Consider the following 20,426-nt stretch of genomic DNA (forward strand, 5'->3'; position numbering starts at 1 on the left):
ATCACCTCCGCACGCTCGGCCGAGCCCGTTCCGGTCGGCCTGGCTCCGCCACGCTGGCGGTCGCCCCGGCCCGTCCAGCACCTTGATCGATCGATGGACCCTGGATCATGCGGCAGGCCGCGAATCGCAGGGTCTTCCCCGTCACCACGAATGCACGACGGGGCGGAGGAACAGAAGCCCTCCACCCCGTCATCTCACTTCCGAATGCGCCCTTAGGAGGGCAAAGCCGGCCGGCCGGGCCCCGCTACTTCCCGAAGCCGAGATCGAGGGGCGGCGGGGGCGCCGCGTCGAGGCCGGGCGAAAGGTTCTCGAACTGCTGCTGGATCTGCTGCTGGTCGAGCTGCACGCCGCCGCTCTTGTAGTGAGTCACCATGCCGGGGAAGAGGATGATGAGCGCCACCATGACGAGCTGGATGCACACGAACGGCACTGCGCCCCAGTAGATTTGCCCGGTGGTCACGGGTTGCATCGTCTTGCCGGTCACACGGTCCACATAGGGCACCTTGGCCGCCACCGAACGCAGGAAGAACAGGGCGAAGCCGAAGGGCGGATGCATGAAGGAGGTCTGCATGTTCACCGCCAGCATCACGCCGAACCAGATGAGGTCGATGCCCATCTTGTCGGCCGCCGGTCCGAGCAGCGGGATGATGATGAAGGCCAGCTCGAAATAATCGAGGAAGAAGGCCAGCACGAACACCAGCGCGTTCACCGCGATGAGGAAGCCGGTCTGCCCGCCGGGCAGCGACACCAGCAGTTCCTCCACCCATTTGTGCCCGTCCACCCCGTAGAAGGTGAGCGAGAACACGCGGGCGCCAAGCAGGATGAACAGCACGAAGGCGGAGAGCTTGGCGGTGGAATAGGTCGCCTGCCGCATCAGGTCGAACTTCAGCCGCCCGCGGGCAAAGGCGAGGATGACCGCGCCCAGCGAGCCCATGGCGCCGCCCTCGGTCGGCGTCGCGACGCCGATGAAGATGGTGCCGAGCACGAGGAAGATGAGCGCCAGCGGCGGCACCATCACGAACACCACCTGCTCGGCGAGCTTGGACAGGAGCCCGAGTCGGAACACGCGGTTCACCACCGCCACCACGAAGGCGATGCCCACCGTGGCCGACATGGTGAGCACCACATAGTCCGCGCCGAACTTCACATGGCTCATCTCCATCAGTTCGATGGCGCCGGCGATGGACAGGGAGAGCGCGATGAAGAGCGAGGGCGTGAGCAGCTTCGCCGTGCCCGACATGACGAAATAGAGCACCACGAACGACGCGACGCCCCACACCGCCATGTTGGCGACGCCGGGAATGGCCCCCGCCGTGAGGCCCGGCAGGGAGCCCCGGGCGATGAGGAAGGCGAAGCCCGCCGCCGCCACCGCGCCGAGGATGCGCGAGGGCATCGTCTTCTGGTCCGGATCGCGCAGGGTCTGCGCCTCCAGCGGCAGGCCGGGCGCGGCGCTGGGGAAGATCGATGAGACCAGGAAGATGTAGCCGGCATAGAGGCTGGCGAGCAGCAGGCCCGGCAGGAACGCGCCCTCATACATGTCGCCCACCGAGCGGTTCAGCTGGTCGGCCATCACGATGAGCACGAGGGAGGGCGGGATGATCTGCGCCAGCGTGCCGGACGCAGCGATGACACCGGATGCCACGCGCCGGTCGTAGCCGTAGCGCAGCATGATGGGCAGCGAGATGAGGCCCATGGAGATCACCGAGGCCGCCACCACGCCGGTGGTCGCCGCCAGCAGCGCGCCGACGAAGATCACCGCATAGGCAAGGCCGCCGCGGATGGAGCCGAACACCTGGCCGATGGTGTCGAGCAGGTCCTCGGCCATGCCGGAGCGTTCGAGGATGAGGCCCATGAAGGTGAAGAAGGGCACCGCGAGGAGCACTTCATTGTTCATCGTGCCATAGACGCGTTCCGGCAATGCCTGCAGGAACTTGGGCTCGAACAGGCCGAGATAGATGCCGATGAGCCCGAAGATGAGCCCGTTGGCGGCCAGCGAGAAGGCGACCGGGTAGCCGAGCAGCAGGAACAGCACCAGCGCGCCGAACATGATCGGCGCCATGTTGTGGACGAACCAGCCCCGGAAGCCGGGCTCCGCCGCCATCGCCACGTCTGGCAGGGCGATGAGCAGGACGGCGAGCAGCGCGACGGCGAGCGCGGCGACGGGACGACGCTTCAGGAGCGTGCGGACAAAGGACATGGCGCGCGCCCCTACTTCTTGGTTGCCGCAGCGGCGCCGGGCGCCCCTTCGGGGAGTTCGGCCTCGGCGAGCAGGCGCTCCGCCTCGGCTGCGAGCGCCGCATGGCTGCCGCCCGCGCCCTCGTGGGGGTCCTCCATCTTTCCGGTGAAGATGGCGATGCGCTTGATGAGTTCGGAGATCCCCTGCAGCGTCAGGAAGAAAAAGCCCACTGGTACCAGCAGCTTGGCCGGCCACTGGGGCAGACCACCGGCATTGAGGGACTGCTCGTTGATCCCGTAGGACGCCAGGAAGAAGGGCCAGGAGGTCCACAGGAGCAGGATGGAGAAGGGCAGCAGGAAGAAGATGTGGCCGAAGATGTCGATGCCGTCGCGCCAGCGCTTGGGCAGGCGGGAATTCACGATGTCGATGCGGATGTGCTCGTTATCGATGAGCGTCCACGAGGCGCACAGCAGGAACACCGCCGCGAACAGCACCCATTGCAGTTCCAGCCACGAGTTCGAGCTCATGTCGAACAGCTTGCGGATGATGGCGTTGAGCGCCGACACCAGGATGGAGACAAGGATCAGCCACGCGGCGGCCTTGCCGATGCGGGTGTTGACGGCATCGATCCCTCGCGAGAGGGCGAGAAGGGCTGTCATTGAGATCAATTCCCTCGGGCGCGACCGGAGACGACTCCGGAGTGCTTCTTCTTTGGCCTTCAGGCCTTGGCCCGCACCATAGGGGAAGATGCCGCGACTTCAAGCCGGAGGCGGTTACCAGAATCCCTTACGTGACAAGGCTTAGACCAAGGTCGAAGGCGTCAGCTTCAGCGTGGCGCGCCGAAGGTCCCCGATATTGGCGAGTTTCAAGCCTCAGGCGCTTCGAGGATCGGATCGTACTGCGAGGCGTCAAAGCCCAGCACGGCGAAAGTCTGCGCCATGTGCTGCGGCAGGGGCGCGGATACGTCGATCACCCCCTGCCCGCGCGGATGCGGGATGACGAGCCGCCGCGCCAGCAGGTGCAGGCGGTTCTGCAGGCCGCGTGGCAGTTCCCAATTTTCGATGTCGAAGTATTTCGGGTCGCCCAGGATCGGGTGGTGGATATGGGCGAGGTGGGCGCGCAGCTGGTGGGTGCGGCCCGTCACCGGCTTCAATGACAGCCAGCTCATCTTCTGCGCGGCCTGGTCCACCACGGCGTAATAGGTGATGGCGTGGCTCGCCTCGTCCTCGCCATGGCGGGCGACGCGCATCTTCTCCTCGTCCTCGTCGCGGGCGAGATAGGTGGAGATGCGCCCCTGCCGGGGCTTCGGCACGCCGGGCACCACCGCCCAATAGACCTTGCGCGCCTCGCGCGAGCGAAAGCTCTTGGCCAGCACCGAGGCGGCAAGCCGCGACTTGGCGATGAGCAGGCAGCCGGAGGTGTCCTTGTCGATGCGGTGGACGAGGCGCGGCTTCTGCCCGTCCCGGTCCTTCAGGGCCTCCAGCAAGCCGTCCACATGGCGGTAGGTGCCCGAGCCGCCCTGCACGGCAAGGCCGAATGGCTTGTTCAGCACCATCACGTCCTTGTCCTCGAACAGGGTGATGGATTTGAGGAAGGCCCGGTCCTCTTCCAGTTTGCGGAGGGCGGGGTCCTTGGCCGCGCGGGGCTTGGCCGATGGATTGGCCGGCGGGGTCGCGCCGGACTCACGGGCGCCCTCCTTGCCGGCCTCGCCGTTGCGCGCGCCCTTTGCCGGCGCGGGCGCCGCCTCGGGCTCATCGGCGCCGAGCGGGGGGATGCGCACGCTCTGGCCGGGCTCGACGCGGGAGGAGGTCTTCACCCGGCCGCCGTCCACCCGCACCTGTCCTGTGCGCACCAGCTTCTGCAGGTGGCCGAAGGAGAGGTCCGGATAATGCACCTTGAACCAGCGGTCGAGGCGCATGCCCGCCTCGTCCTCGGCCACGGTTCTGGTCACGACAGCCATCTTCGCCCTGTTCCTCGCGCAAACCCTTTGATGCCGCAGCAATAGAGCTTTCACCGCGCCATGGCCACCGTCTCGCCAAAAGTCCTGCGCACCCTAAAAGCCCGCGCGGCACCTGAGCGTCGGCAACGCCCAAAAGCCCGCGCGGCGCCTGAGCGTGGCAACGCGACAATCACGTCAGGCTGCGCACCAGCATGATGCCGGCCCAGACGCCGCCAAAGCCCAGCAGCACAGAGCCGAGGGCATAGGCGAAGGCCAATCCCAGTTCGCCGCGTTCGGCGAGATAGAGGAAATCCAGCGAGAAGGTGGAGAAGGTGGTGTAGCCGCCCAGCATCCCGGTGGTGAGGAACAGCCGCACCGGCTGCGTCCACGTCTCGCCGTCCTTGAAGGCGAGATAGCCCGCCATGAGCCCCATGATGAGGCTGCCCGACACGTTGATGAGGAAGGTGGCGAAGGGAAAGCCGGTGCCCAGCAGCCGCGGCACGGCCATGTTCACGAAATGCCGGATCATGCCGCCGAGGCCGGCGCCGAGGAAGACGATGAGGGCGGGGGGCAGGGTCATGGCGGGTCCCGGAACAGATCAGGAGCGCGCGCGGCGCGCGGCATGGAGAACGGCGAGGATGGTGATGCCATCCGCATCCGCACGATAGATGACAAGGTAGGGCGTATCGGCGATGGCGAGTTGCCGCGTACCCGGCACGGTGCCCGCCGGAGCGGATAGAGGGTGGTCTGCGAGATTGAGGATGGCCCACTCGATGCGAGCGACAAGACGGCCGGCGGCCGTGGGGCTGTCGGCGGCGACGTAGCGCTCGATCTGCCTGAGGTGGCCGAGGGCGCGGGCACGGAAGGTGACCTTCATCCCCGAAAGCGGGCAAAAAAGGCTTCGACCTCCTCGGGGGACGCGTTCGGCTCCCCATCCTCCAGCGCGCGGCGGACCTCCTCCTCCTGCTCCGGGGTGAGGACATAGACGGCGCTTTCCCCGGCGCCAGCCTCGATCACGTGGAGGAACTCGCGGGCGAGTGCGTCCTGCTCGGCCTCGGGCAGGGCTTCAAGCTTCTCGATGAGTTCGCGCATCAGCCGGGTCATGGTCGCCTTCAGGGTCCAGCCTCGGGGCGGATCATATACGAAGGCCCGAGCCCCCGCCATTTGCCCCGCTATTTCCCGCCGCGTTCGGCCCGCAGGCGCGCCCAGTAGTCGAGGCGCTTCCTGATCTCGCGCTCGAAGCCGCGCTCCACCGGATGGTAGAAGCTCTGGCGGCCCAGCGCCTCGGGGAAATAGTCCTGGCCGGAGAAGGCATCCGGCTCGTCGTGGTCATAGCGATAGCCGGTGCCGTAGCCCTCGGCCTTCATCAGCTTGGTGGGCGCGTTCAGGATAACCTTGGGCGGCACCAGCGAGCCGCCCTCCTTGGCCACGCGCTTCGCCGCCTTGAAGGCGGTGTAGACGGCATTGGATTTCGGCGCGGTGGCCACATAGACGACCGCCTGCGCCAATGCCAGTTCGCCCTCCGGAGAACCAAGGAAGTCATAGGCCTCCTTCGCCGCATTGGCGATCACGAGGGCCTGCGGATCGGCATTGCCGATGTCCTCGATGGCCATGCGCACGATGCGGCGGGCGAGGAACAGCGGGCTCTCCCCCGCATCCAGCATCCGCGCGAGATAATAGAGCGCCGCGTCGGGGTCCGAGCCCCGCACCGCCTTGTGCAAAGCGGAGATGAGGTTGTAGTGGCCGTCCTCGCTCTTGTCGTAGATGGGCGCGCGGCGCTGCACCACTTCGCTCAGGCCCGCCACATCGAACACCTCGCCCGGACGCGCGGCGCGCCAGACCTCCTCCGCCAAGGTGAGGGAGGCGCGGCCGTCGCCATCGGCCATGTTCACCAGCGCCACGCGCGCGTCTTCGGTGAGCGGGAGTTCGCGGCCCTCCACCTCCTCGGCGCGGGCAAGTAGCTTCGCGATGGCCTCGGCATCGAGGGAGCGGAACACCAGCACGCGGGCGCGGGAGAGAAGCGCCGCGTTCAGCTCGAAGGAGGGGTTTTCCGTGGTGGCGCCCACCAGCGTCACCGTGCCGTCCTCCATGACGGGCAGGAATGAGTCCTGCTGGGCGCGGTTGAAGCGGTGGATTTCGTCCACGAACAAGAGCGTCGCGGTGCCGGAGAGGCGACGGCCGCGGGCCTGCTCGAACACCTTCTTGAGGTCTGCGACGCCGGAGAAGATGGCGGAGATCTGCTCGAAATGCAGGTCCGTGGCCGAGGCCAGCAGGCGCGCCAACGTGGTCTTCCCGGTGCCGGGCGGCCCCCACAGGATGAGCGAGCCGAGGGAGCGCGTCTCCAGCATGCGCGAGAGCACGCCGTCCGGCCCCACCAGATGGTCCTGCCCCACCACCTCCGAGAGGCGCGACGGGCGCAGCCGGTCGGCAAGCGGCCGGGCCACCCCTTCCCCCAGTCCCGCGGCCTCGAACAGATCGCTCATGGGTGCCTCTGCCGGGGTCAGCCGCGCAGGACGGCGGTGATGCTGCGCCCGCCGCGCAGCACGGTTACGCGCCAGCCACGCTGGGGCACCGAGGACAGCTGGTCGAGATCGCGCGTGCGGCCGACCTTCTCATTATTCACCTCGACGATGACGTCTCCCGGCCGGAAGCCGGCCACCGCGGCGGGGGAATTGTCCTGCACGTCATAAACGACGACGCCGGTGGCGTTGGCATCCACCTTCAGCTCCTCGGCGACGGCGGGTGAGAGATTAACAATGGTCGCGCCGGCGAAGGGCGTGCGGCCGCGCAGCAGCAATTCCTCACGCGGGACCGTCTCCGGCGCCACCTCCAGCACCACAACCAGCGTCTGCTCCTTGCCGGAGCGGTTCACCAGCAGCGCCGCCTTGCCGCCAATGGGGCGGGTCGCGAGGCGGTAGTTGAGGGATTCGGGATCGTCGATCCCCAGCCCCTCCACCGACACCACGAGGTCGCCGGTCTTGAGCCCGGCCTTGGCGGCGGGGCTGCCGGCGGTGACGCTCTGCACCAGAACGCCGGTTGGACGCGGCAGGCCGAGGCTCTCGGCGATGTCCGGCGTCACCCGCTGGAGCCGGGCGCCGAGCCACGGCCGGCGGACCGTCTTCGACCCGCTTTTCGCCTGCTCCACCACAACCCGGCCCATATTGGCGGGAATGGCGAAACCGATGCCGTGGGAGCCGCCGGAGCGCGAATAGATGGCGGAATTGATGCCCACCACGCGCCCGGCCATGTCCACCAGCGGACCGCCGGAATTGCCGGGATTGATGGCCGCGTCGGTCTGGATGAAGAACTGGTAGTCGGAGACGCCCACCTGGGTGCGGGCCAGCGCGGAGACGATGCCCTGCGTCACCGTCTGGCCGACGCCGAAGGGATCGCCGATGGCCAGCACGAGGTCGCCGACGGCGAGGCCATCCGAATCGCCCAGCTCCAGGAAGGGGAACCGCTCCTTCGCCTCGCTCTTGATGCGCAGCACGGCGAGATCGGTGCGCTGGTCGCGCAGCAGCACTTCGGCCTCGTATTCGCGGCGATCATTGAGCGCGATGCGGATTTCATCCGCCCCCTCGATGACATGGTAATTGGTGAGCACCAGCCCCGAGGGATCGACGATCACCCCCGAGCCGAGCGAGCGCTGCACCCGCTCCGGCGCCCGCAGGCCCGGCCCATCGCCGGGACCACCCGGCCCGCCGGGGCCGGGCATGCCGAAGAAGCGGCGGAAGAAGGGGTCGTCGAAGATCGGATTGACGCGCTGCTGCGCCGTCTTCAGCGCATAGACGTTCACCACCGCCGGCGCCGTCTTCGCCACCACCGGCGCGAAGGAGAGCGTCACCTCAGCCTGCGACGCCGGAACCCGCTGCTGCGCCGCCGGCTGGGCGAAAGCGGGCGCGCCGAGGACAAGAGCGAGGGCGGCCGCTGCCGCCACCTGGGAAAATCGTTCGAACATACCCGCCACCCTTGAAGCCTGATCCGCGCTCAATGACCGGCGGAGCGCCTCGTTCCAGGCGCGGGGCCGGCCGATTCGCGCGGAGCAGCCGATCTTCGCAACGAAAGACGTTCTCTCGAACGAAAAAAGGGCGGTCCCAAGGACCGCCCCTTTTCATACGCTCAAATCAGCAGACGCTCACGCGGCCCGATCTCGCGCAGCCCGGCCTCACGCCGCCTCGGCAGCGGCAGCGGCGGTGCGGGCGTGGTCGGCGGCGCCCTTGGCGTCCACGTCACGATCCACGAACTCGATCACCGCGACGGCGGTGTTGTCGCCATAGCGGAAGCCGGCCTTGACGATGCGGGTGTAGCCGCCCGGACGGGCTGCATACCGGGGCGCCAGAACGTCGAACAGCTTCTTGACCACGGCCTGGTCCTTCAGCTCGGCGATCGCCTGGCGGCGGGCGTGCAGGTCGCCGCGACGGGCGAGGGTCACGAGCTTCTCCACCACCGGGCGAAGATCCTTCGCCTTGGGGAGGGTGGTCACGATCTGCTCGTGGGTGATGAGGGCGCCCGCGAGGTTGGAGAACATCGCCTTGCGGTGCTCCCAGGTGCGGTTGAACTTGCGGTGTACCTTGCCGTGACGCATGACGGCGAACTCCTGAAGATGGCGACGGACGAGCCGGTCGATGGGTTGCGCGGCTCGGGCCGCTCAAAAGGGATCAGGGCAGCGTGCCGCCCCGGATTGCGGATCAGTAGTGCTCCTCGAAGCGCTTGGCCAGCTCTTCGATGTTCTCGGGCGGCCAGCCGGGCACTTCCATGCCGAGATGCAGGCCGAGGGAAGCAAGCACTTCCTTGATCTCGTTGAGCGACTTGCGGCCGAAGTTCGGCGTGCGGAGCATCTCCGTCTCGCTCTTCTGGATCAGGTCGCCGATGTAGACGATGTTGTCGTTCTTCAGGCAGTTGGCCGAACGGACGGAGAGCTCGAGCTCGTCCACCTTCTTCAGCAGCGCCGGAGAGAACGGCAGCGTCTGGATCGCCGTCGCCTCGCTCTCGCGCTTGGGCTCCTCGAAGTTGACGAAGATCTCCAGCTGGTCCTGCAGGATGCGGGCGGCATAGGCCAGCGCGTCCTCGGCCGTGATCGAGCCATTGGTCTCGATCTGGAGCGTCAGCTTGTCATAGTCGAGAATCTGGCCCTCACGGGTGTTCTCGACCTTGTAGGAGACCTTGCGCACCGGCGAGTAGAGGCTGTCGATCGGGATCAGGCCGATCGGGGCATCCTCGGGACGGTTGCGGTCGGCGGCCACGTAGCCCTTGCCGGTGTCCACCGTGAACTCAATGCGCAGCTCCGCGCCCTCGTCGAGGGTGCAGATGGGCAGGTTCGGGTTCAGGATGGCGACGTCACCGACGGTCTGGATGTCGCCGGCCACCAGCACGCCGGGGCCGGTCTTCTTGGCCACCATGCGCTTCGGGCCATCGCCCTGCATGCGGATGGCCACATCCTTCACGTTGAGGATGATGTCCGTCACGTCCTCACGCACGCCCGGGATGGACGAGAACTCGTGCAGCACGCCGTCGATGTGGATCGAGGTCACCGCCGCGCCCTGGAGCGACGACAGGAGGATGCGGCGCAGGGCGTTGCCGAGGGTCATGCCGAAGCCACGCTCCAGCGGCTCGGCGACGACGGTCGCGAAGCGCTTGGGATCGTGGCCCGGATTGACCTGCAGCTTCTCGGGCTTGATCAGCTCTTGCCAGTTCTTCTGAATCACTTGCTTCACCTTGCTTTCTCGCCGGGCCACGGCAGCTGCCGGGGTGATCGACCTCGTCCGGAGGCCTGGCCCGTCCCGCTCGGGGGAGGAGAAACCGGGCTTGATCCCCGCGGGACCGACCCGCGGAGGAACGAAGAGCGGATCAGACGCGGCGGCGCTTGCGTGGACGGCAGCCGTTGTGCGGGATCGGCGTCACGTCGCGGATGGAGGTGACGAGGAAGCCCGCCGCCTGAAGCGCGCGAAGAGCGGACTCACGACCCGAACCCGGACCGCAGACTTCCACTTCCAGGGTGCGCATGCCGTGCTCGGCCGCCTTGCGGGCCGCGTCCTCGGCCGCGACCTGCGCGGCGTACGGGGTGGACTTGCGCGAGCCCTTGAAACCCATGGCACCGGCCGAGGACCAGGAGATGGTGTTGCCCTGGGCGTCGGTGATGGTGATCATGGTGTTGTTGAACGAGGCGTTCACATGCGCCACGCCGGAGGCGATGTTCTTGCGCTCGCGGCGCTTCACGCGTGTTGCTTCTTTTGCCATCTGTTTCTCAGATCCTTCAGGCGCGCCCGTAGCTCCAGGCGCTCGGGATGGCCCTTGACGGGCCGGTCAACGGGGAAAAGGCCGGCTTGGCCGGCCTCCCCAAATCTCAAGCCTTGCGGCCGATCACTTCTTCTTGCCGGCGATCGGCTTCGCCGGCCCCTTGCGGGTGCGGGCGTTGGTGTGGGTGCGCTGGCCGCGCACAGGCAGGCCGCGGCGATGGCGCAGGCCGCGGTAGCAGCCGAGGTCCATGAGGCGCTTGATGTTCATCGCCACTTCGCGGCGCAGGTCGCCTTCCACGATGTAGTCGCGGTCGATGGTCTCGCGGATCTGCAGCACTTCCTGGTCGGTCAGCTGGTTCACGCGACGCTCGGCGGGAATACCCACCTTCTCGACGATCTCTTCAGCCTTCTTGGGGCCGATGCCGTGGATGTACTGGAGCGCGATGACGACGCGCTTGTTGGTCGGGATGTTGACGCCTGCGATACGAGCCACTGCGCTCTCCATGCGGGCCTGCGCCCAAAGGCAGCTGGCCGGTTGTTGTCCCCGCGTCCGGTGGAGGCCGGCCCATGCGGGATCTTGACGAAATCTGCCCCGGATACGACAAAACGACCGCCCTGCCCGACCCTTTCGGGTGGACCGAACGGCACCTTTTCCGAAGCGAGGGAGTGCCCATAGCGGAGATTCCCCGATGGGTCAAGGGCGTCAGGCCCCGCCCTTCAGCCCGCCCAGGGCAAGATCCGCAACGAAAAGGCCCTTCCGCCACCCGACGAAAGGGCCTTGATCTCGGGTTGGATGCCGAAGCCCCCTGCCCTCACGCCGCCTCGGCGAGGACCCCGTCAATGGCGGCGGTGACCTGATCGATGGGCGCCATGCCGTCGATCTGCTTCAGCTGGCCGCGCGCCTTGTAATAGGGCGCCACCACCGCAGTGTCGCGGTTATAGGCTTCCAGGCGGGTCTTGAAGACCACCGGATCATCATCCTTGCGCACCGGCTCGCCCTTGGCAGCGGCTTCGGCGGCGCGGTTGAGGATGCGGTTGACCAGCTTCTCCTGGTCCACCACCAGCTCGATCACCGCGTCGAGCTTGAGGCCCTTCTCGGTGAGCAGATGGTCCAGCGCCTCGGCCTGCGCAACCGTGCGCGGGAAGCCGTCGAGGATGAAGCCGTTTCGGGCATCCGCCTCGCCGATGCGTTCGGCGATGATGCCGATGACGATCTCATCCGAGACCAGCCCGCCGGCATCCATCACCGCCTTCGCCTTCAGCCCCACCGGCGTACCCGCGGCAACCGCCGCGCGCAGCATGTCTCCGGTGGAAAGCTGGACGATGCCGTGACGGGCCACCAGCCGCTGTGCCTGAGTTCCCTTGCCTGCCCCGGGCGGGCCCAACAGCACCAGCCTCATATTACTTCCTCCTCCCCCCGCGCAACTTGGCCTTCTTGACCAGTCCTTCGTACTGGTGGGCCAACAGATGCCCCTGGATCTGGGACACGGTGTCCATGGTCACGCTGACCACGATCAGAAGCGACGTTCCTCCGAAATAGAACGGAAGAGAGGCGTAGGAAATCAGCAGTTCGGGGAAGAGGCAAACCGCCGCAATGTAGGCGGCGCCCACGACGGTGATGCGGGTGAGCACATAGTCGATGTACTCGGCCGTCCGCTCACCCGGGCGGATGCCCGGAATGAAGCCGCCGTGCTTCTTCAGATTGTCCGCCGTCTCCACCGGATTGAACACGATCGCGGTGTAGAAGAAGCAGAAGAACACGATCAGCGCCACATACAGCACCATGTAGAGCGGGCGCCCGTGGCCGATGTGGGTGGTGATGGTCTGCAGCCATTCCGGACCCGAGCCCTGCATGAAGCTGGCGATCGTGGTGGGAATGAGCAGCAGCGAGGAGGCGAAGATCGGCGGGATGACACCCGACGTGTTGAGCTTCAGCGGCAGATGCGAGGATTGGCCCTCGTAGATCCGGTTGCCCACCTGGCGCTTGGGATACTGGATCAGCAGCCGGCGCTGGGCGCGCTCCATGAACACGATGAAGGCGATGACCACGATGGCCATCAGGATCATGCCGAGAATCACCACCGTGGAGATGGCGCCCTCGCGACCGAGCTCCAACGTGCGCACGAAGGCGCCCGGCAGCTCGGCGACAATGCCGGCAAAGATGATGAGCGAGGTGCCGTTGCCGATGCCGCGCGAGGTGATCTGCTCGCCCAGCCACATCAGGAACATGGTGCCGCCGGTCAGCGTGATGACCGTCGAGATGCGGAAGAACCAGCCGGGCTCCGCCACCAGGCTCCCCGAGCCCTCGAGGCCGACGGCGATGCCATAGGCCTGGAACAGGGCGAGCACCACGGTGAGGTAGCGCGTGTACTGGTTCAGCTGCTTGCGGCCCGCCTCGCCCTCCTTCTTCAGCGCCTCCAGCGTCGGCGAGACGCTGGTGAGGAGCTGGATGATGATGGAGGCCGAGATGTACGGCATGATGTTCAGGGCAAAGATGGCCATGCGCTCGACGGCGCCGCCCGAGAACATGTTGAAGAGGCCGATGATTCCCTGCTGGGCGTTCTTGAAAACGTCCGCCAGCGCGTCCGGATTGATGCCGGGCATGGGGATGTAGGTGCCGAGCCGATAGACGAGAAGCGCGCCGAGGGTGAACCAGATGCGCTTCTTCAGCTCCTCGGCCTTGCCGAGGGCACCGAAATTGAGGTTCGCCGCGAGTTGTTCCGCCGCCGAGACCATGCCTTGCTCCGATGGACGCCACCCTGGTGGGCGGCCCTTATATGAGGGCGCAACGCTCGGGTGCCAAGGCAGAAGGACCGGAGCTCCCCGCCCACGGTCCGGTACCAGGCTCCCTTGCCGCGGCGCTGGTCCCTGGCGGGAGTGCCATGGGGCCGGTGCCCGGGCGCGTCCTGGACAGGAGGTCCCGGACGGAGCGTTGGGGCAAACTGGGGCCGGCGCGACGGATGGCCGCAGGCCGGCAGGAAGAGCCGGTATCCGGCCAAAGGCGTGCCGCCTGCGGCATGCGGGGCCGATCCCGACTCGGATGCTCGGGCCGAAAGGACCGTCGCACCCGTCAAACCAATGGCGGCACCGGAGCGTCACCTGAAACCGGGCGCGCGAGACACGCGCGGCCCGAAACACGAAGACCCGGCCATGAGCCGGGAATCCGCAGGAGGTTGGTCCGAACATGGGTTCGGCGCGGCGGCATGAAGCCCCGCGCCGTCCCCTGTTCCGATCAGCCTCTGCTCACTCGGCCTCGACGGCCGCCGCGAGCATGGTCACCGAGCCGCCGGCCTTCTCCACGGCGGCGATGGCGGATTTGGTGGCGTAGGCCACTTCCAGCGTCACCTTGGCGGAAAGCTCACCGGTGCCGAGCACGCGCACGCCATCCTTCACCCGGCGCAGCACGCCGGCGGTGACGAGGGCGGCCTCGGTCACGGGCTGACCCGCGTCGAGACGGCCGGCATCGACCGCGGCCTGGATCTTGGCGAGGGAGACCTCGTTGTAATCCAGGCGGAAGATGTTGTGGAAGCCGCGCTTCGGCAGGCGACGATGCAGCGGCATCTGGCCGCCCTCGAAGCCCTTGATGGCGACGCCGGTCCGGGCCTTCTGACCCTTCACGCCGCGGCCAGCGGTCTTGCCCTTGCCGGAGCCGATGCCCCGGCCCACGCGCATCCGCTTCTTGCGGGCGCCGGGATTGTCCCTGATTTCGTCGAGCTTCATGTCCCGCTCCTCACTCGACCACACGGACGAGGTGGGCGACCTTGGCGATCATGCCGCGGACGGCCGGGGTATCCTTGAGAGTGGAGCGGCGGTGCCGCTTGTTCAGCCCGAGACCGACGAGGGTGGCCTCCTGGTCGAACGGGCGGCGGATCGGCGAACCGACCTGCTCCACGGTGATGGTCTTGTCGCTCATGGCGCAATCCTATCCTTCGGTCGCGCCGCTCAGTCGGTCGCTTCCGCGTCTTCGACGCGGCGGCGGGACTGGAGCTGGGAGACCTTGATGCCGCGACGCGCAGCGACGGAGCGCGGCGAGTCCTGGTTCTTCAGGGCGTCGAAGGTGGCGCGCACCATGTTGTAGGGGTTGGAAGACCCGAAGGACTTCGCCACCACATCGTGCATGCCGAGGGTCTCGAACACCGCGCGCATCGGGCCGCCGGCGATGATGCCGGTACCCGCCGGAGCGGCGCGCAGGATCACCTTGCCGGCGCCGTGATGACCATGCACGTCGTGGTGCAGGGTGCGGCCTTCGCGCAGCGGCACGCGGATGAGGGCGCGCTTGGCGCTCTCCGTTGCCTTGCGGATCGCCTCCGGCACCTCACGGGCCTTGCCATGGCCGAAGCCGACGCGGCCCTTCTGGTCACCGACCACCACCAGGGCAGCGAAGCCGAAGCGACGGCCGCCCTTCACAACCTTGGCGACGCGGTTGATGTGGACCAGCTTGTCCACGAACGTATTGTCGCGGTCCTCGCGCTCGTGGCGCTGTTCCCGTTCACGGGCCATGTTCGCTCGTCCTTGCGTCAGAACTGAAGGCCGCCTTCGCGGGCGCCCTCAGCGAGCGCCTTGACGCGCCCATGATAAATGTATGCGCCACGGTCGAAGACGACCGCGGTCACGCCCTTGGCCACAGCGCGCTCGGCCACAAGCTTGCCGATCGTCTTGGCGGCCTCGGTGTCCGCACCGGTCTTCAGCGACCCGCGCAGATCCTTCTCGAGGCTCGACGCGGCGGCGAGGGTCTCGCCCTTCGCATCGTCGATGATCTGCGCATAGATGTGCTGCGAGGTCCGGTGCACCGACAGGCGGGGACGCCCGTTCGCCGCAACGCGGATCGCACGGCGCACCTTGGCCTTGCGGCGCGCGTGCGCCTCCAAATCCTTAGCCATGGTTCGCCTCCGTCACTTCTTCTTGCCTTCCTTGCGGAAGATGAATTCGCCGGCATACTTGACGCCCTTGCCCTTGTAGGGCTCGGGGCCACGGAACTCGCGGATCTCCGCCGCCACCTGGCCGACCTTCTGCCGGTCGATGCCCGAGATCACCACTTCGGTGGGCTTGGGGGTGACGATCTGGATGCCCTCGGGAATCGCGTAGATCACGTCGTGGCTGTAGCCGAGCGACAGGTTGAGGTTCTTGCCCTGCACCGCCGCCTTGTAGCCGACGCCGGTGATCTCGAGCTTCTTCTCGAAGCCCTTGGTCACGCCTTCGACCAGGTTGGAGACCAGCGTGCGGGACATGCCCCACATGGCCTTGTGCCGGGAGGTCTCGCCATTCATGGCGAGCTTGATCTCCGAGCCCTCGATCTTGGCGGCGATTTCTTCCACCAGGGTCACTTCCAGGGCGCCCTTGGGGCCCTTTACCTTCACCGTCTGTCCGTCCAGGCTGGCGGTGACGCCGGCCGGAATGGCGACGGGCAGCTTGCCGATCTTCGACATCTTGTCCTCCGTCGTCAGAACACGGTGAAGAGCACTTCGCCGCCGACGTTCTTGTCGCGGGCTTCGTGGTCGGCCATCACGCCCTGGGGCGTGGAGACGACGGCGATGCCGAGACCGTTGGCGACGCGGGGCAGGTTCTTGACAGCCGCATACACGCGGCGGCCGGGCTTCGACACGCGGGAGATCTCACGGATCACCGGCGTCCCGTCGAAATACTTCAGCTCGATCTCGAACTCGGTCCGGCCGTTGCCGTGATCGGTCGAGGTGTAGCCGCGGATGTAGCCCTCGTCGCGCAGGACATCGAGAACCGAGGCGCGCAGACGCGAGCCGGGAGTCGAGGTCTTGTCCTTGCGGCGCATCTGGGCGTTGCGGATGCGGGTGATCAGATCGCCGATGGGATCAGTTACAGCCATCGTTCCCTCCTCACCAGCTCGACTTCACGAGGCCGGGCACCATGCCCTGGTTGCCCAGCTCGCGCAGCGCGATACGGCTCATCTTGAGCTTGCGGTAGAAGGCACGCGGACGGCCAGTCACCTCGCAGCGGTTGCGGATCCGGATCTTCGCGCCGTTGCGCGGCATTTCCGCCAGCTTGAGGGTCGCCTGGAAGCGCTCCTCGATCGGCAGGGTCTTGTCATTCACGATCGCCTTCAGACGCGCGCGCTTCGCCGCCTGGCCAGTGGCCAGCTTGCGGCGGCGCTCGTTCGTCTCGATCGCGCTCTTCTTCGCCATCTTAAGCTCCTGTTCTCCGCGTCTGAGCAGCTCGACCTGAGCCCCTCACGGCCGGAAAATCATGTCCTCACTCGTCTCGTCTTCCGGCTGCGGCCAGAGGCCGGAACCGAAGAGGCGCTTCGAGCGAAGCGCCCCTCATACCCGCTCACTGGCGGAAGGGGAAGTTGAAGGCCTTCAGAAGCGCGCGGGCTTCCTCGTCGGTCTTCGCCGTGGTGCACACGATGATGTCCATGCCCCAGATCTGCTCGACGCGGTCGTAGTTGATCTCGGGGAACACGATGTGCTCCTTCATGCCCATGGCGTAGTTGCCACGGCCGTCGAAGCTCTTCGGGTTCAGGCCGCGGAAGTCGCGGACGCGGGGCAGGGCCACGGTCACGAGGCGGTCCATGAACTCGTACATCCGGGTCTTGCGAAGGGTGACCTTCGCGCCGACCGGCTGGTTCTCTCGCAGCTTGAAGTTCGAGATCGCCTTGCGGGCCCGGGTGATGACCGGCTTCTGGCCGGCGATCTGGGCGAGGTCCGCGGCGGCGGTCGTCACCTTCTTGGTGTCGGCGGTGGCTTCGCCAACGCCCATGTTGATGACGATCTTCTCGATGACCGGCACTTCCATGGGGTTCTTGTAGCCGAACTGCTCGATCATCTTCGGCCGCACCACCTCGTCATAGAAGGTGCGCAGCCGCGCGTTGTAGGTCGCCTCAGCCATCGATCCTCTCCCCGGAACGCTTGGCCACGCGGACCTTGCGTCCGTCATCCAGCACCTCGAAGCCGACGCGGGTCGGCTTGCCGTCCTTGGGGTCGGCAATGGCGACGTTCGACAGGTGGATGGGAGCCTCCTTGGAGATGATCCCGCCTTCCTGGTTCGCCGACTGGCGCTGGTGACGCTTCACGATATTCACGCCGCGCACGAGAGCCTTCTCGTCCTTCGGCATCACCTGGATGACCTCGCCGGTGCGGCCCTTGTCGCGGCCGGCGAGGACGACGACCTTGTCGCCCTTCTTGATCTTCGCGGCCATCACAGCACCTCCGGCGCCAGCGAGATGATCTTCATGTGGTTCTTGGAGCGCAGCTCGCGCGGAACCGGTCCGAAGATGCGGGTGCCCACCGGCTCCTTGTTGTTGTTGATCAGCACGGCCGCGTTCTTGTCGAAGCGGATGACCGAGCCATCGACGCGACGGATGTCCTTGGCGGTGCGAACCACCACGGCCTTCATCACGTCGCCCTTCTTCACGCGGCCGCGCGGAATTGCCTCCTTGACGGACACCACGATGATGTCGCCGACGTGGGCATACTTCCGCTTAGAGCCGCCAAGTACCTTGATGCACATGACGCGACGGGCGCCGGAATTGTCCGCCACGTCGAGATTGGTCTGCATCTGGATCATGACGCACCTGTTCTCGTCATCCAGCGCCGCCGGCGCACCGGCATTGCCTTAACCCTTGTTCGCCGTGCCCGCTCATCGGAACACGGTGTTGCCGCGGTGCGGTCTCCACTCGATCTTCCCTTGGGGCGATCGACGGACCCGGCACCGGAGCCCTCCCGGCCGGACGATCCATCCGGACGGGAAACTCTCTTATCAGACCTCGGCGCGCTTTTCGCCCTGGATCACGATCCAGTTCTTCAGCTTCGAGATCGGACGGTGCTCCTCGATCCACACCGTATCGCCCACGTGCCAGGAATTGGCCTCGTCATGGGCATGATACTTCTTGGACCGGCGAACGGTCTTCTTGAGCAGCGGATGGGTGAAGCGGCGCTCCACCCGAACCACCACGGTCTTGTCGGTCTTGTCGCTCACCACGACGCCCTGGAGCACGCGCTTCGGCATCGCTTCCTCACTTCGCCTTCTGCACCGGCGAACCGGTGCGCTTGTCGGTCTGCACGGTCTTGATCCGCGCGATGTCGCGGCGAATCTGCTTGGACCGGGCGGTATTCTCGAGCTGTCCCGTCGCCTTCTGGAAGCGCAGGTTGAACTGCTCCTTCTTCAGCTTCAGCAGCTCATCGGCGAGCTGATCGGGGCTGAGGGCCCGAACGTCCTCGGCTTTCATGAGCCTCTCCTCACTCGGCGATGCGCTGGATGAAGCGCGTCTTGATGGGCAGCTTCGCCGCCGCGAGGGTCAACGCCTCGCGAGCGGTCTCGACGCTGACCCCGTCGATCTCGAACATGATGCGGCCGGGCTTGACGCGGGCCGCCCAATATTCGGGCGCGCCCTTGCCCTTGCCCATACGGACTTCCGTGGGCTTGGCCGACACCGGGACGTCGGGGAACACCCGGATCCAGACGCGTCCGGCGCGCTTCATGTGGCGGGTGAGCGCGCGCCGGGCCGCCTCGATCTGGCGGGCAGTCACGCGCTCCGGCTCGACGGCCTTGAGGCCGAACTCGCCGAAGTTCAATTCCGTGCCGCCCTTGGCGACGCCGTGGATGCGTCCCTTGAACTGCTTGCGGAACTTGGTGCGCTTGGGTTGCAGCATGGCTTGATCGCCTTCTCTCTAGCCGGCCATCAAGCCCGGGAGCCGCGGTCGCCGCGGTCACCGCGATCGCGGTCACCGCGCTCGCGCCGCTGGGGACGCGACGACGGGCCAGCTTCCTGCTCGGCCTGGCGCTTGTCCTGCGCCATGGGATCGTGCTCGAGGATCTCGCCCTTGAAGACCCACACCTTCACACCGCAGGTGCCGTAGGTGGTGAAGGCCGTGGCGGTGCCGTAGTCCACGTCCGCACGCAGGGTGTGCAGCGGCACGCGGCCTTCGCGGTACCATTCCAGGCGCGCGATCTCAGCGCCGCCGAGACGGCCCGAGCAATTGATACGGATGCCCTCGGCGCCGAGGCGCATGGCGGACTGCACGGCGCGCTTCATGGCGCGACGGAAGGCCACGCGGCGCTCCAGCTGCTGGGCGATGGACTCGGCGACGAGGCGCGCGTCGATTTCCGGCTTCCGGATCTCGACGATGTTGATGAAGACTTCCGAGTTGGTCATCTCGGAGACCTTCTTGCGCAGCTTGTCGATGTCCGCGCCCTTCTTGCCGATGACCACGCCCGGACGACCCGAGTAGATGGTCACGCGGCACTTCTTGTGCGGGCGCTCGATCACCACCTTGGACACCGCCGCCTGCTTGAGCTGCTTCATCAGCATCTCGCGGATCTTGATGTCCTCGTGCAGGAGCTTGCCGTATTCGCCCTTGTTGGCGAACCAGCGCGAATCCCACGTGCGGTTGATGCCGAGCCGGAGCCCGACCGGATTGACCTTTTGACCCATCAGGCCCGCTCCTCGACTTCCCGCACCACGATGGTGATGTGGGCGAAGGGCTTCTCGATGCGCGAGGCGCGACCGCGCGCCCGCGGCGAGAACCGCTTCATGACCAGACCCTTGCCCACGTGCGCCTCGGCGACGATGAGATCGTCGACATCGAGCTCGTGGTTGTTCTCGGCGTTGGCGATCGCGCTCTCGAGGCACTTCTTCACGTCGCGGGCGATCCGCTTGTGAGAGAACTCGAGATCGGCGAGCGCCGTCGCCACCTTCTTGCCGCGGATCAGGCCCGCGACGAGGTTGAGCTTCTGGGGCGAGACGCGCAGGTTGCGCGCCACAGCCTTGGCTTCGTTGTCCGCGAGCGCGCGGGGCTTTGCCTGCTTACCCATGACCGATCACCGCCGCTTCGACTTCTTGTCGGCCGCGTGCCCGTAGTAAGTCCGCGTCGGAGCGAACTCGCCGAACTTCTGGCCGATCATGTCCTCGGTGACGTTGACGGGCACATGCTTGTGGCCGTTGTAGACGCCGAAGGTTAAGCCCACGAACTGGGGCAGAATGGTGGAGCGCCGGCTCCAGATCTTGATGACGTCGCGACGACCCGAACCCGCGGCAGCTTCAGCCTTCTTCAGCATGTAGCCGTCGACGAACGGGCCCTTCCAGACAGAGCGAGACATAGCTCAG

The 20,426-nt window shown here is 66.7% G+C and carries 30 protein-coding genes; all 30 read right to left on the reverse strand.

The genetic code is table 11. The features are described from left to right. Positions 1 to 244 precede the first annotated feature (244 nt). Positions 245 to 2,101 carry a TRAP transporter large permease gene (locus J2126_RS02270; RefSeq protein WP_209489766.1) on the reverse strand — a complete coding sequence of 619 codons (1,857 nt, stop codon included), beginning with the start codon at positions 2,099 to 2,101 and terminating at the stop codon, positions 245 to 247. Between the two features lie 107 nt (positions 2,102 to 2,208). Continuing rightward, positions 2,209 to 2,835 (reverse strand): TRAP transporter small permease subunit, encoded by a 627-nt coding sequence (locus J2126_RS02275; RefSeq protein ID WP_209483575.1) that lies wholly within the window; start codon positions 2,833 to 2,835, stop codon positions 2,209 to 2,211. Between the two features lie 206 nt (positions 2,836 to 3,041). Then, a complete protein-coding gene (locus J2126_RS02280) occupies positions 3,042 to 4,136 on the reverse strand; it encodes an RluA family pseudouridine synthase (RefSeq protein ID WP_209483577.1) in 1,095 nt (364 codons plus the stop codon). A gap of 169 nt (positions 4,137 to 4,305) precedes the next feature. Further along, positions 4,306 to 4,695: a fluoride efflux transporter CrcB gene (crcB, locus tag J2126_RS02285; protein WP_209483579.1), complete on the reverse strand. Its 390-nt coding sequence runs from the start codon at positions 4,693 to 4,695 to the stop codon at positions 4,306 to 4,308. 18 nt (positions 4,696 to 4,713) lie between these two features. Continuing rightward, positions 4,714 to 4,992 carry a type II toxin-antitoxin system RelE/ParE family toxin gene (locus tag J2126_RS02290; RefSeq protein ID WP_209483582.1) on the reverse strand — a complete coding sequence of 93 codons (279 nt, stop codon included), beginning with the start codon at positions 4,990 to 4,992 and terminating at the stop codon, positions 4,714 to 4,716. Next, positions 4,989 to 5,219: a hypothetical protein gene (locus J2126_RS02295; protein WP_209483584.1), complete on the reverse strand. Its 231-nt coding sequence runs from the start codon at positions 5,217 to 5,219 to the stop codon at positions 4,989 to 4,991. Before J2126_RS02295 ends, J2126_RS02290 begins: the two co-directional genes overlap by 4 nt. Positions 5,220 to 5,287: 68 nt before the next feature. Beyond that, positions 5,288 to 6,598, reverse strand: a complete 1,311-nt coding sequence (locus tag J2126_RS02300; protein ID WP_209483586.1) for a replication-associated recombination protein A — start codon at positions 6,596 to 6,598, stop codon at positions 5,288 to 5,290. A 17-nt stretch (positions 6,599 to 6,615) separates the two neighbouring features. Continuing rightward, a complete protein-coding gene (locus J2126_RS02305) occupies positions 6,616 to 8,073 on the reverse strand; it encodes a DegQ family serine endoprotease (RefSeq protein ID WP_209483587.1) in 1,458 nt (485 codons plus the stop codon). A gap of 207 nt (positions 8,074 to 8,280) precedes the next feature. Further along, the gene (rplQ, locus tag J2126_RS02310; protein ID WP_169124348.1) at positions 8,281 to 8,700 is read right to left on the reverse strand and encodes a 50S ribosomal protein L17; all 420 of its coding nucleotides are present in this window, start codon (positions 8,698 to 8,700) and stop codon (positions 8,281 to 8,283) included. A gap of 103 nt (positions 8,701 to 8,803) precedes the next feature. Continuing rightward, on the reverse strand, positions 8,804 to 9,820 hold the full coding sequence (locus tag J2126_RS02315; protein WP_209489768.1) for a DNA-directed RNA polymerase subunit alpha: 1,017 nt from the start codon (positions 9,818 to 9,820) through the stop codon (positions 8,804 to 8,806). 142 nt (positions 9,821 to 9,962) lie between these two features. Next, positions 9,963 to 10,352 (reverse strand): 30S ribosomal protein S11, encoded by a 390-nt coding sequence (gene rpsK, locus J2126_RS02320; protein ID WP_024278463.1) that lies wholly within the window; start codon positions 10,350 to 10,352, stop codon positions 9,963 to 9,965. A gap of 123 nt (positions 10,353 to 10,475) precedes the next feature. Further along, positions 10,476 to 10,844 (reverse strand): 30S ribosomal protein S13, encoded by a 369-nt coding sequence (rpsM, locus tag J2126_RS02325; protein ID WP_024278462.1) that lies wholly within the window; start codon positions 10,842 to 10,844, stop codon positions 10,476 to 10,478. A gap of 319 nt (positions 10,845 to 11,163) precedes the next feature. After that, positions 11,164 to 11,751: an adenylate kinase gene (locus tag J2126_RS02330; RefSeq protein WP_209483590.1), complete on the reverse strand. Its 588-nt coding sequence runs from the start codon at positions 11,749 to 11,751 to the stop codon at positions 11,164 to 11,166. Position 11,752: 1 nt separating this feature from the next. Then, complete coding sequence (secY, locus tag J2126_RS02335; RefSeq protein WP_209483592.1) at positions 11,753 to 13,087, reverse strand: preprotein translocase subunit SecY; 1,335 nt, start codon at positions 13,085 to 13,087, stop codon at positions 11,753 to 11,755. A 507-nt stretch (positions 13,088 to 13,594) separates the two neighbouring features. Continuing rightward, a complete protein-coding gene (rplO, locus tag J2126_RS02340; RefSeq protein ID WP_209483594.1) occupies positions 13,595 to 14,071 on the reverse strand; it encodes a 50S ribosomal protein L15 in 477 nt (158 codons plus the stop codon). A gap of 10 nt (positions 14,072 to 14,081) precedes the next feature. After that, positions 14,082 to 14,264, reverse strand: a complete 183-nt coding sequence (gene rpmD, locus J2126_RS02345) for a 50S ribosomal protein L30 (RefSeq protein WP_209483596.1) — start codon at positions 14,262 to 14,264, stop codon at positions 14,082 to 14,084. A 29-nt stretch (positions 14,265 to 14,293) separates the two neighbouring features. Next, entirely contained in the window at positions 14,294 to 14,851 is a 558-nt protein-coding gene (gene rpsE / locus J2126_RS02350) for a 30S ribosomal protein S5 (RefSeq protein ID WP_012116752.1), read from the reverse strand. Positions 14,852 to 14,868: 17 nt separating this feature from the next. Continuing rightward, entirely contained in the window at positions 14,869 to 15,231 is a 363-nt protein-coding gene (rplR, locus tag J2126_RS02355) for a 50S ribosomal protein L18 (RefSeq protein WP_209483598.1), read from the reverse strand. A gap of 12 nt (positions 15,232 to 15,243) precedes the next feature. Continuing rightward, entirely contained in the window at positions 15,244 to 15,777 is a 534-nt protein-coding gene (gene rplF / locus J2126_RS02360; RefSeq protein ID WP_209483600.1) for a 50S ribosomal protein L6, read from the reverse strand. 14 nt (positions 15,778 to 15,791) lie between these two features. Beyond that, positions 15,792 to 16,190: a 30S ribosomal protein S8 gene (rpsH, locus tag J2126_RS02365; protein WP_024278454.1), complete on the reverse strand. Its 399-nt coding sequence runs from the start codon at positions 16,188 to 16,190 to the stop codon at positions 15,792 to 15,794. Between the two features lie 10 nt (positions 16,191 to 16,200). Beyond that, positions 16,201 to 16,506 carry a 30S ribosomal protein S14 gene (rpsN, locus tag J2126_RS02370; protein WP_024278453.1) on the reverse strand — a complete coding sequence of 102 codons (306 nt, stop codon included), beginning with the start codon at positions 16,504 to 16,506 and terminating at the stop codon, positions 16,201 to 16,203. 145 nt (positions 16,507 to 16,651) lie between these two features. Beyond that, on the reverse strand, positions 16,652 to 17,209 hold the full coding sequence (gene rplE, locus J2126_RS02375; protein WP_209483602.1) for a 50S ribosomal protein L5: 558 nt from the start codon (positions 17,207 to 17,209) through the stop codon (positions 16,652 to 16,654). Next, positions 17,202 to 17,519 carry a 50S ribosomal protein L24 gene (gene rplX / locus J2126_RS02380; RefSeq protein WP_029558958.1) on the reverse strand — a complete coding sequence of 106 codons (318 nt, stop codon included), beginning with the start codon at positions 17,517 to 17,519 and terminating at the stop codon, positions 17,202 to 17,204. The genes rplE and rplX overlap by 8 nt, the downstream gene beginning before the upstream one ends. Next, on the reverse strand, positions 17,519 to 17,887 hold the full coding sequence (gene rplN, locus J2126_RS02385) for a 50S ribosomal protein L14 (RefSeq protein WP_024278450.1): 369 nt from the start codon (positions 17,885 to 17,887) through the stop codon (positions 17,519 to 17,521). The genes rplX and rplN overlap by 1 nt, the downstream gene beginning before the upstream one ends. A gap of 192 nt (positions 17,888 to 18,079) precedes the next feature. Then, a complete protein-coding gene (gene rpsQ, locus J2126_RS02390; protein WP_209483604.1) occupies positions 18,080 to 18,328 on the reverse strand; it encodes a 30S ribosomal protein S17 in 249 nt (82 codons plus the stop codon). Positions 18,329 to 18,335: 7 nt separating this feature from the next. Next, entirely contained in the window at positions 18,336 to 18,548 is a 213-nt protein-coding gene (gene rpmC / locus J2126_RS02395) for a 50S ribosomal protein L29 (protein ID WP_024278448.1), read from the reverse strand. Between the two features lie 10 nt (positions 18,549 to 18,558). Beyond that, positions 18,559 to 18,972, reverse strand: a complete 414-nt coding sequence (gene rplP, locus J2126_RS02400) for a 50S ribosomal protein L16 (protein ID WP_169124360.1) — start codon at positions 18,970 to 18,972, stop codon at positions 18,559 to 18,561. A 29-nt stretch (positions 18,973 to 19,001) separates the two neighbouring features. Beyond that, positions 19,002 to 19,754, reverse strand: a complete 753-nt coding sequence (gene rpsC, locus J2126_RS02405; protein WP_024278446.1) for a 30S ribosomal protein S3 — start codon at positions 19,752 to 19,754, stop codon at positions 19,002 to 19,004. Next, positions 19,754 to 20,134 carry a 50S ribosomal protein L22 gene (gene rplV, locus J2126_RS02410; RefSeq protein ID WP_038193664.1) on the reverse strand — a complete coding sequence of 127 codons (381 nt, stop codon included), beginning with the start codon at positions 20,132 to 20,134 and terminating at the stop codon, positions 19,754 to 19,756. Before rplV ends, rpsC begins: the two co-directional genes overlap by 1 nt. A 6-nt stretch (positions 20,135 to 20,140) precedes the next feature. Then, a complete protein-coding gene (gene rpsS, locus J2126_RS02415) occupies positions 20,141 to 20,419 on the reverse strand; it encodes a 30S ribosomal protein S19 (protein WP_024278444.1) in 279 nt (92 codons plus the stop codon). Positions 20,420 to 20,426: the final 7 nt, after the last annotated feature.

This window comes from Xanthobacter flavus, assembly GCF_017875275.1.
Classification (GTDB): Bacteria; Pseudomonadota; Alphaproteobacteria; order Rhizobiales; family Xanthobacteraceae; genus Xanthobacter; species Xanthobacter flavus_A.

Coding starts and splice junctions, on each gene's coding strand:
- rpsS (WP_024278444.1), bottom strand. CDS start 20,419: ATGTCTCGCTCTGTCTGGAAGGGCCCGTTCGTCGACGGCTACATGCTG.
- J2126_RS02280 (WP_209483577.1), bottom strand. CDS start 4,136: ATGGCTGTCGTGACCAGAACCGTGGCCGAGGACGAGGCGGGCATGCGC.
- rplO (WP_209483594.1), bottom strand. CDS start 14,071: ATGAAGCTCGACGAAATCAGGGACAATCCCGGCGCCCGCAAGAAGCGG.
- J2126_RS02330 (WP_209483590.1), bottom strand. CDS start 11,751: ATGAGGCTGGTGCTGTTGGGCCCGCCCGGGGCAGGCAAGGGAACTCAG.
- J2126_RS02295 (WP_209483584.1), bottom strand. CDS start 5,219: ATGACCCGGCTGATGCGCGAACTCATCGAGAAGCTTGAAGCCCTGCCC.
- J2126_RS02275 (WP_209483575.1), bottom strand. CDS start 2,835: ATGACAGCCCTTCTCGCCCTCTCGCGAGGGATCGATGCCGTCAACACC.
- rpmC (WP_024278448.1), bottom strand. CDS start 18,548: ATGAAAGCCGAGGACGTTCGGGCCCTCAGCCCCGATCAGCTCGCCGAT.
- rpsC (WP_024278446.1), bottom strand. CDS start 19,754: ATGGGTCAAAAGGTCAATCCGGTCGGGCTCCGGCTCGGCATCAACCGC.
- rplP (WP_169124360.1), bottom strand. CDS start 18,972: ATGCTGCAACCCAAGCGCACCAAGTTCCGCAAGCAGTTCAAGGGACGC.
- crcB (WP_209483579.1), bottom strand. CDS start 4,695: ATGACCCTGCCCCCCGCCCTCATCGTCTTCCTCGGCGCCGGCCTCGGC.
- rplR (WP_209483598.1), bottom strand. CDS start 15,231: ATGGCTAAGGATTTGGAGGCGCACGCGCGCCGCAAGGCCAAGGTGCGC.
- rpsK (WP_024278463.1), bottom strand. CDS start 10,352: ATGGCAAAAGAAGCAACACGCGTGAAGCGCCGCGAGCGCAAGAACATC.
- rplV (WP_038193664.1), bottom strand. CDS start 20,134: ATGGGTAAGCAGGCAAAGCCCCGCGCGCTCGCGGACAACGAAGCCAAG.
- rplE (WP_209483602.1), bottom strand. CDS start 17,209: ATGGCTGAGGCGACCTACAACGCGCGGCTGCGCACCTTCTATGACGAG.
- rpsQ (WP_209483604.1), bottom strand. CDS start 18,328: ATGCCGAAGCGCGTGCTCCAGGGCGTCGTGGTGAGCGACAAGACCGAC.
- J2126_RS02290 (WP_209483582.1), bottom strand. CDS start 4,992: ATGAAGGTCACCTTCCGTGCCCGCGCCCTCGGCCACCTCAGGCAGATC.
- J2126_RS02270 (WP_209489766.1), bottom strand. CDS start 2,101: ATGGCGGCGGAGCCCGGCTTCCGGGGCTGGTTCGTCCACAACATGGCG.
- secY (WP_209483592.1), bottom strand. CDS start 13,087: ATGGTCTCGGCGGCGGAACAACTCGCGGCGAACCTCAATTTCGGTGCC.
- rpsN (WP_024278453.1), bottom strand. CDS start 16,506: ATGGCGAAGAAGAGCGCGATCGAGACGAACGAGCGCCGCCGCAAGCTG.
- rplF (WP_209483600.1), bottom strand. CDS start 15,777: ATGTCGAAGATCGGCAAGCTGCCCGTCGCCATTCCGGCCGGCGTCACC.
- rplQ (WP_169124348.1), bottom strand. CDS start 8,700: ATGCGTCACGGCAAGGTACACCGCAAGTTCAACCGCACCTGGGAGCAC.
- rpmD (WP_209483596.1), bottom strand. CDS start 14,264: ATGAGCGACAAGACCATCACCGTGGAGCAGGTCGGTTCGCCGATCCGC.
- J2126_RS02305 (WP_209483587.1), bottom strand. CDS start 8,073: ATGTTCGAACGATTTTCCCAGGTGGCGGCAGCGGCCGCCCTCGCTCTT.
- rpsH (WP_024278454.1), bottom strand. CDS start 16,190: ATGGCTGTAACTGATCCCATCGGCGATCTGATCACCCGCATCCGCAAC.
- rplN (WP_024278450.1), bottom strand. CDS start 17,887: ATGATCCAGATGCAGACCAATCTCGACGTGGCGGACAATTCCGGCGCC.
- rplX (WP_029558958.1), bottom strand. CDS start 17,519: ATGGCCGCGAAGATCAAGAAGGGCGACAAGGTCGTCGTCCTCGCCGGC.
- J2126_RS02300 (WP_209483586.1), bottom strand. CDS start 6,598: ATGAGCGATCTGTTCGAGGCCGCGGGACTGGGGGAAGGGGTGGCCCGG.
- rpsE (WP_012116752.1), bottom strand. CDS start 14,851: ATGGCCCGTGAACGGGAACAGCGCCACGAGCGCGAGGACCGCGACAAT.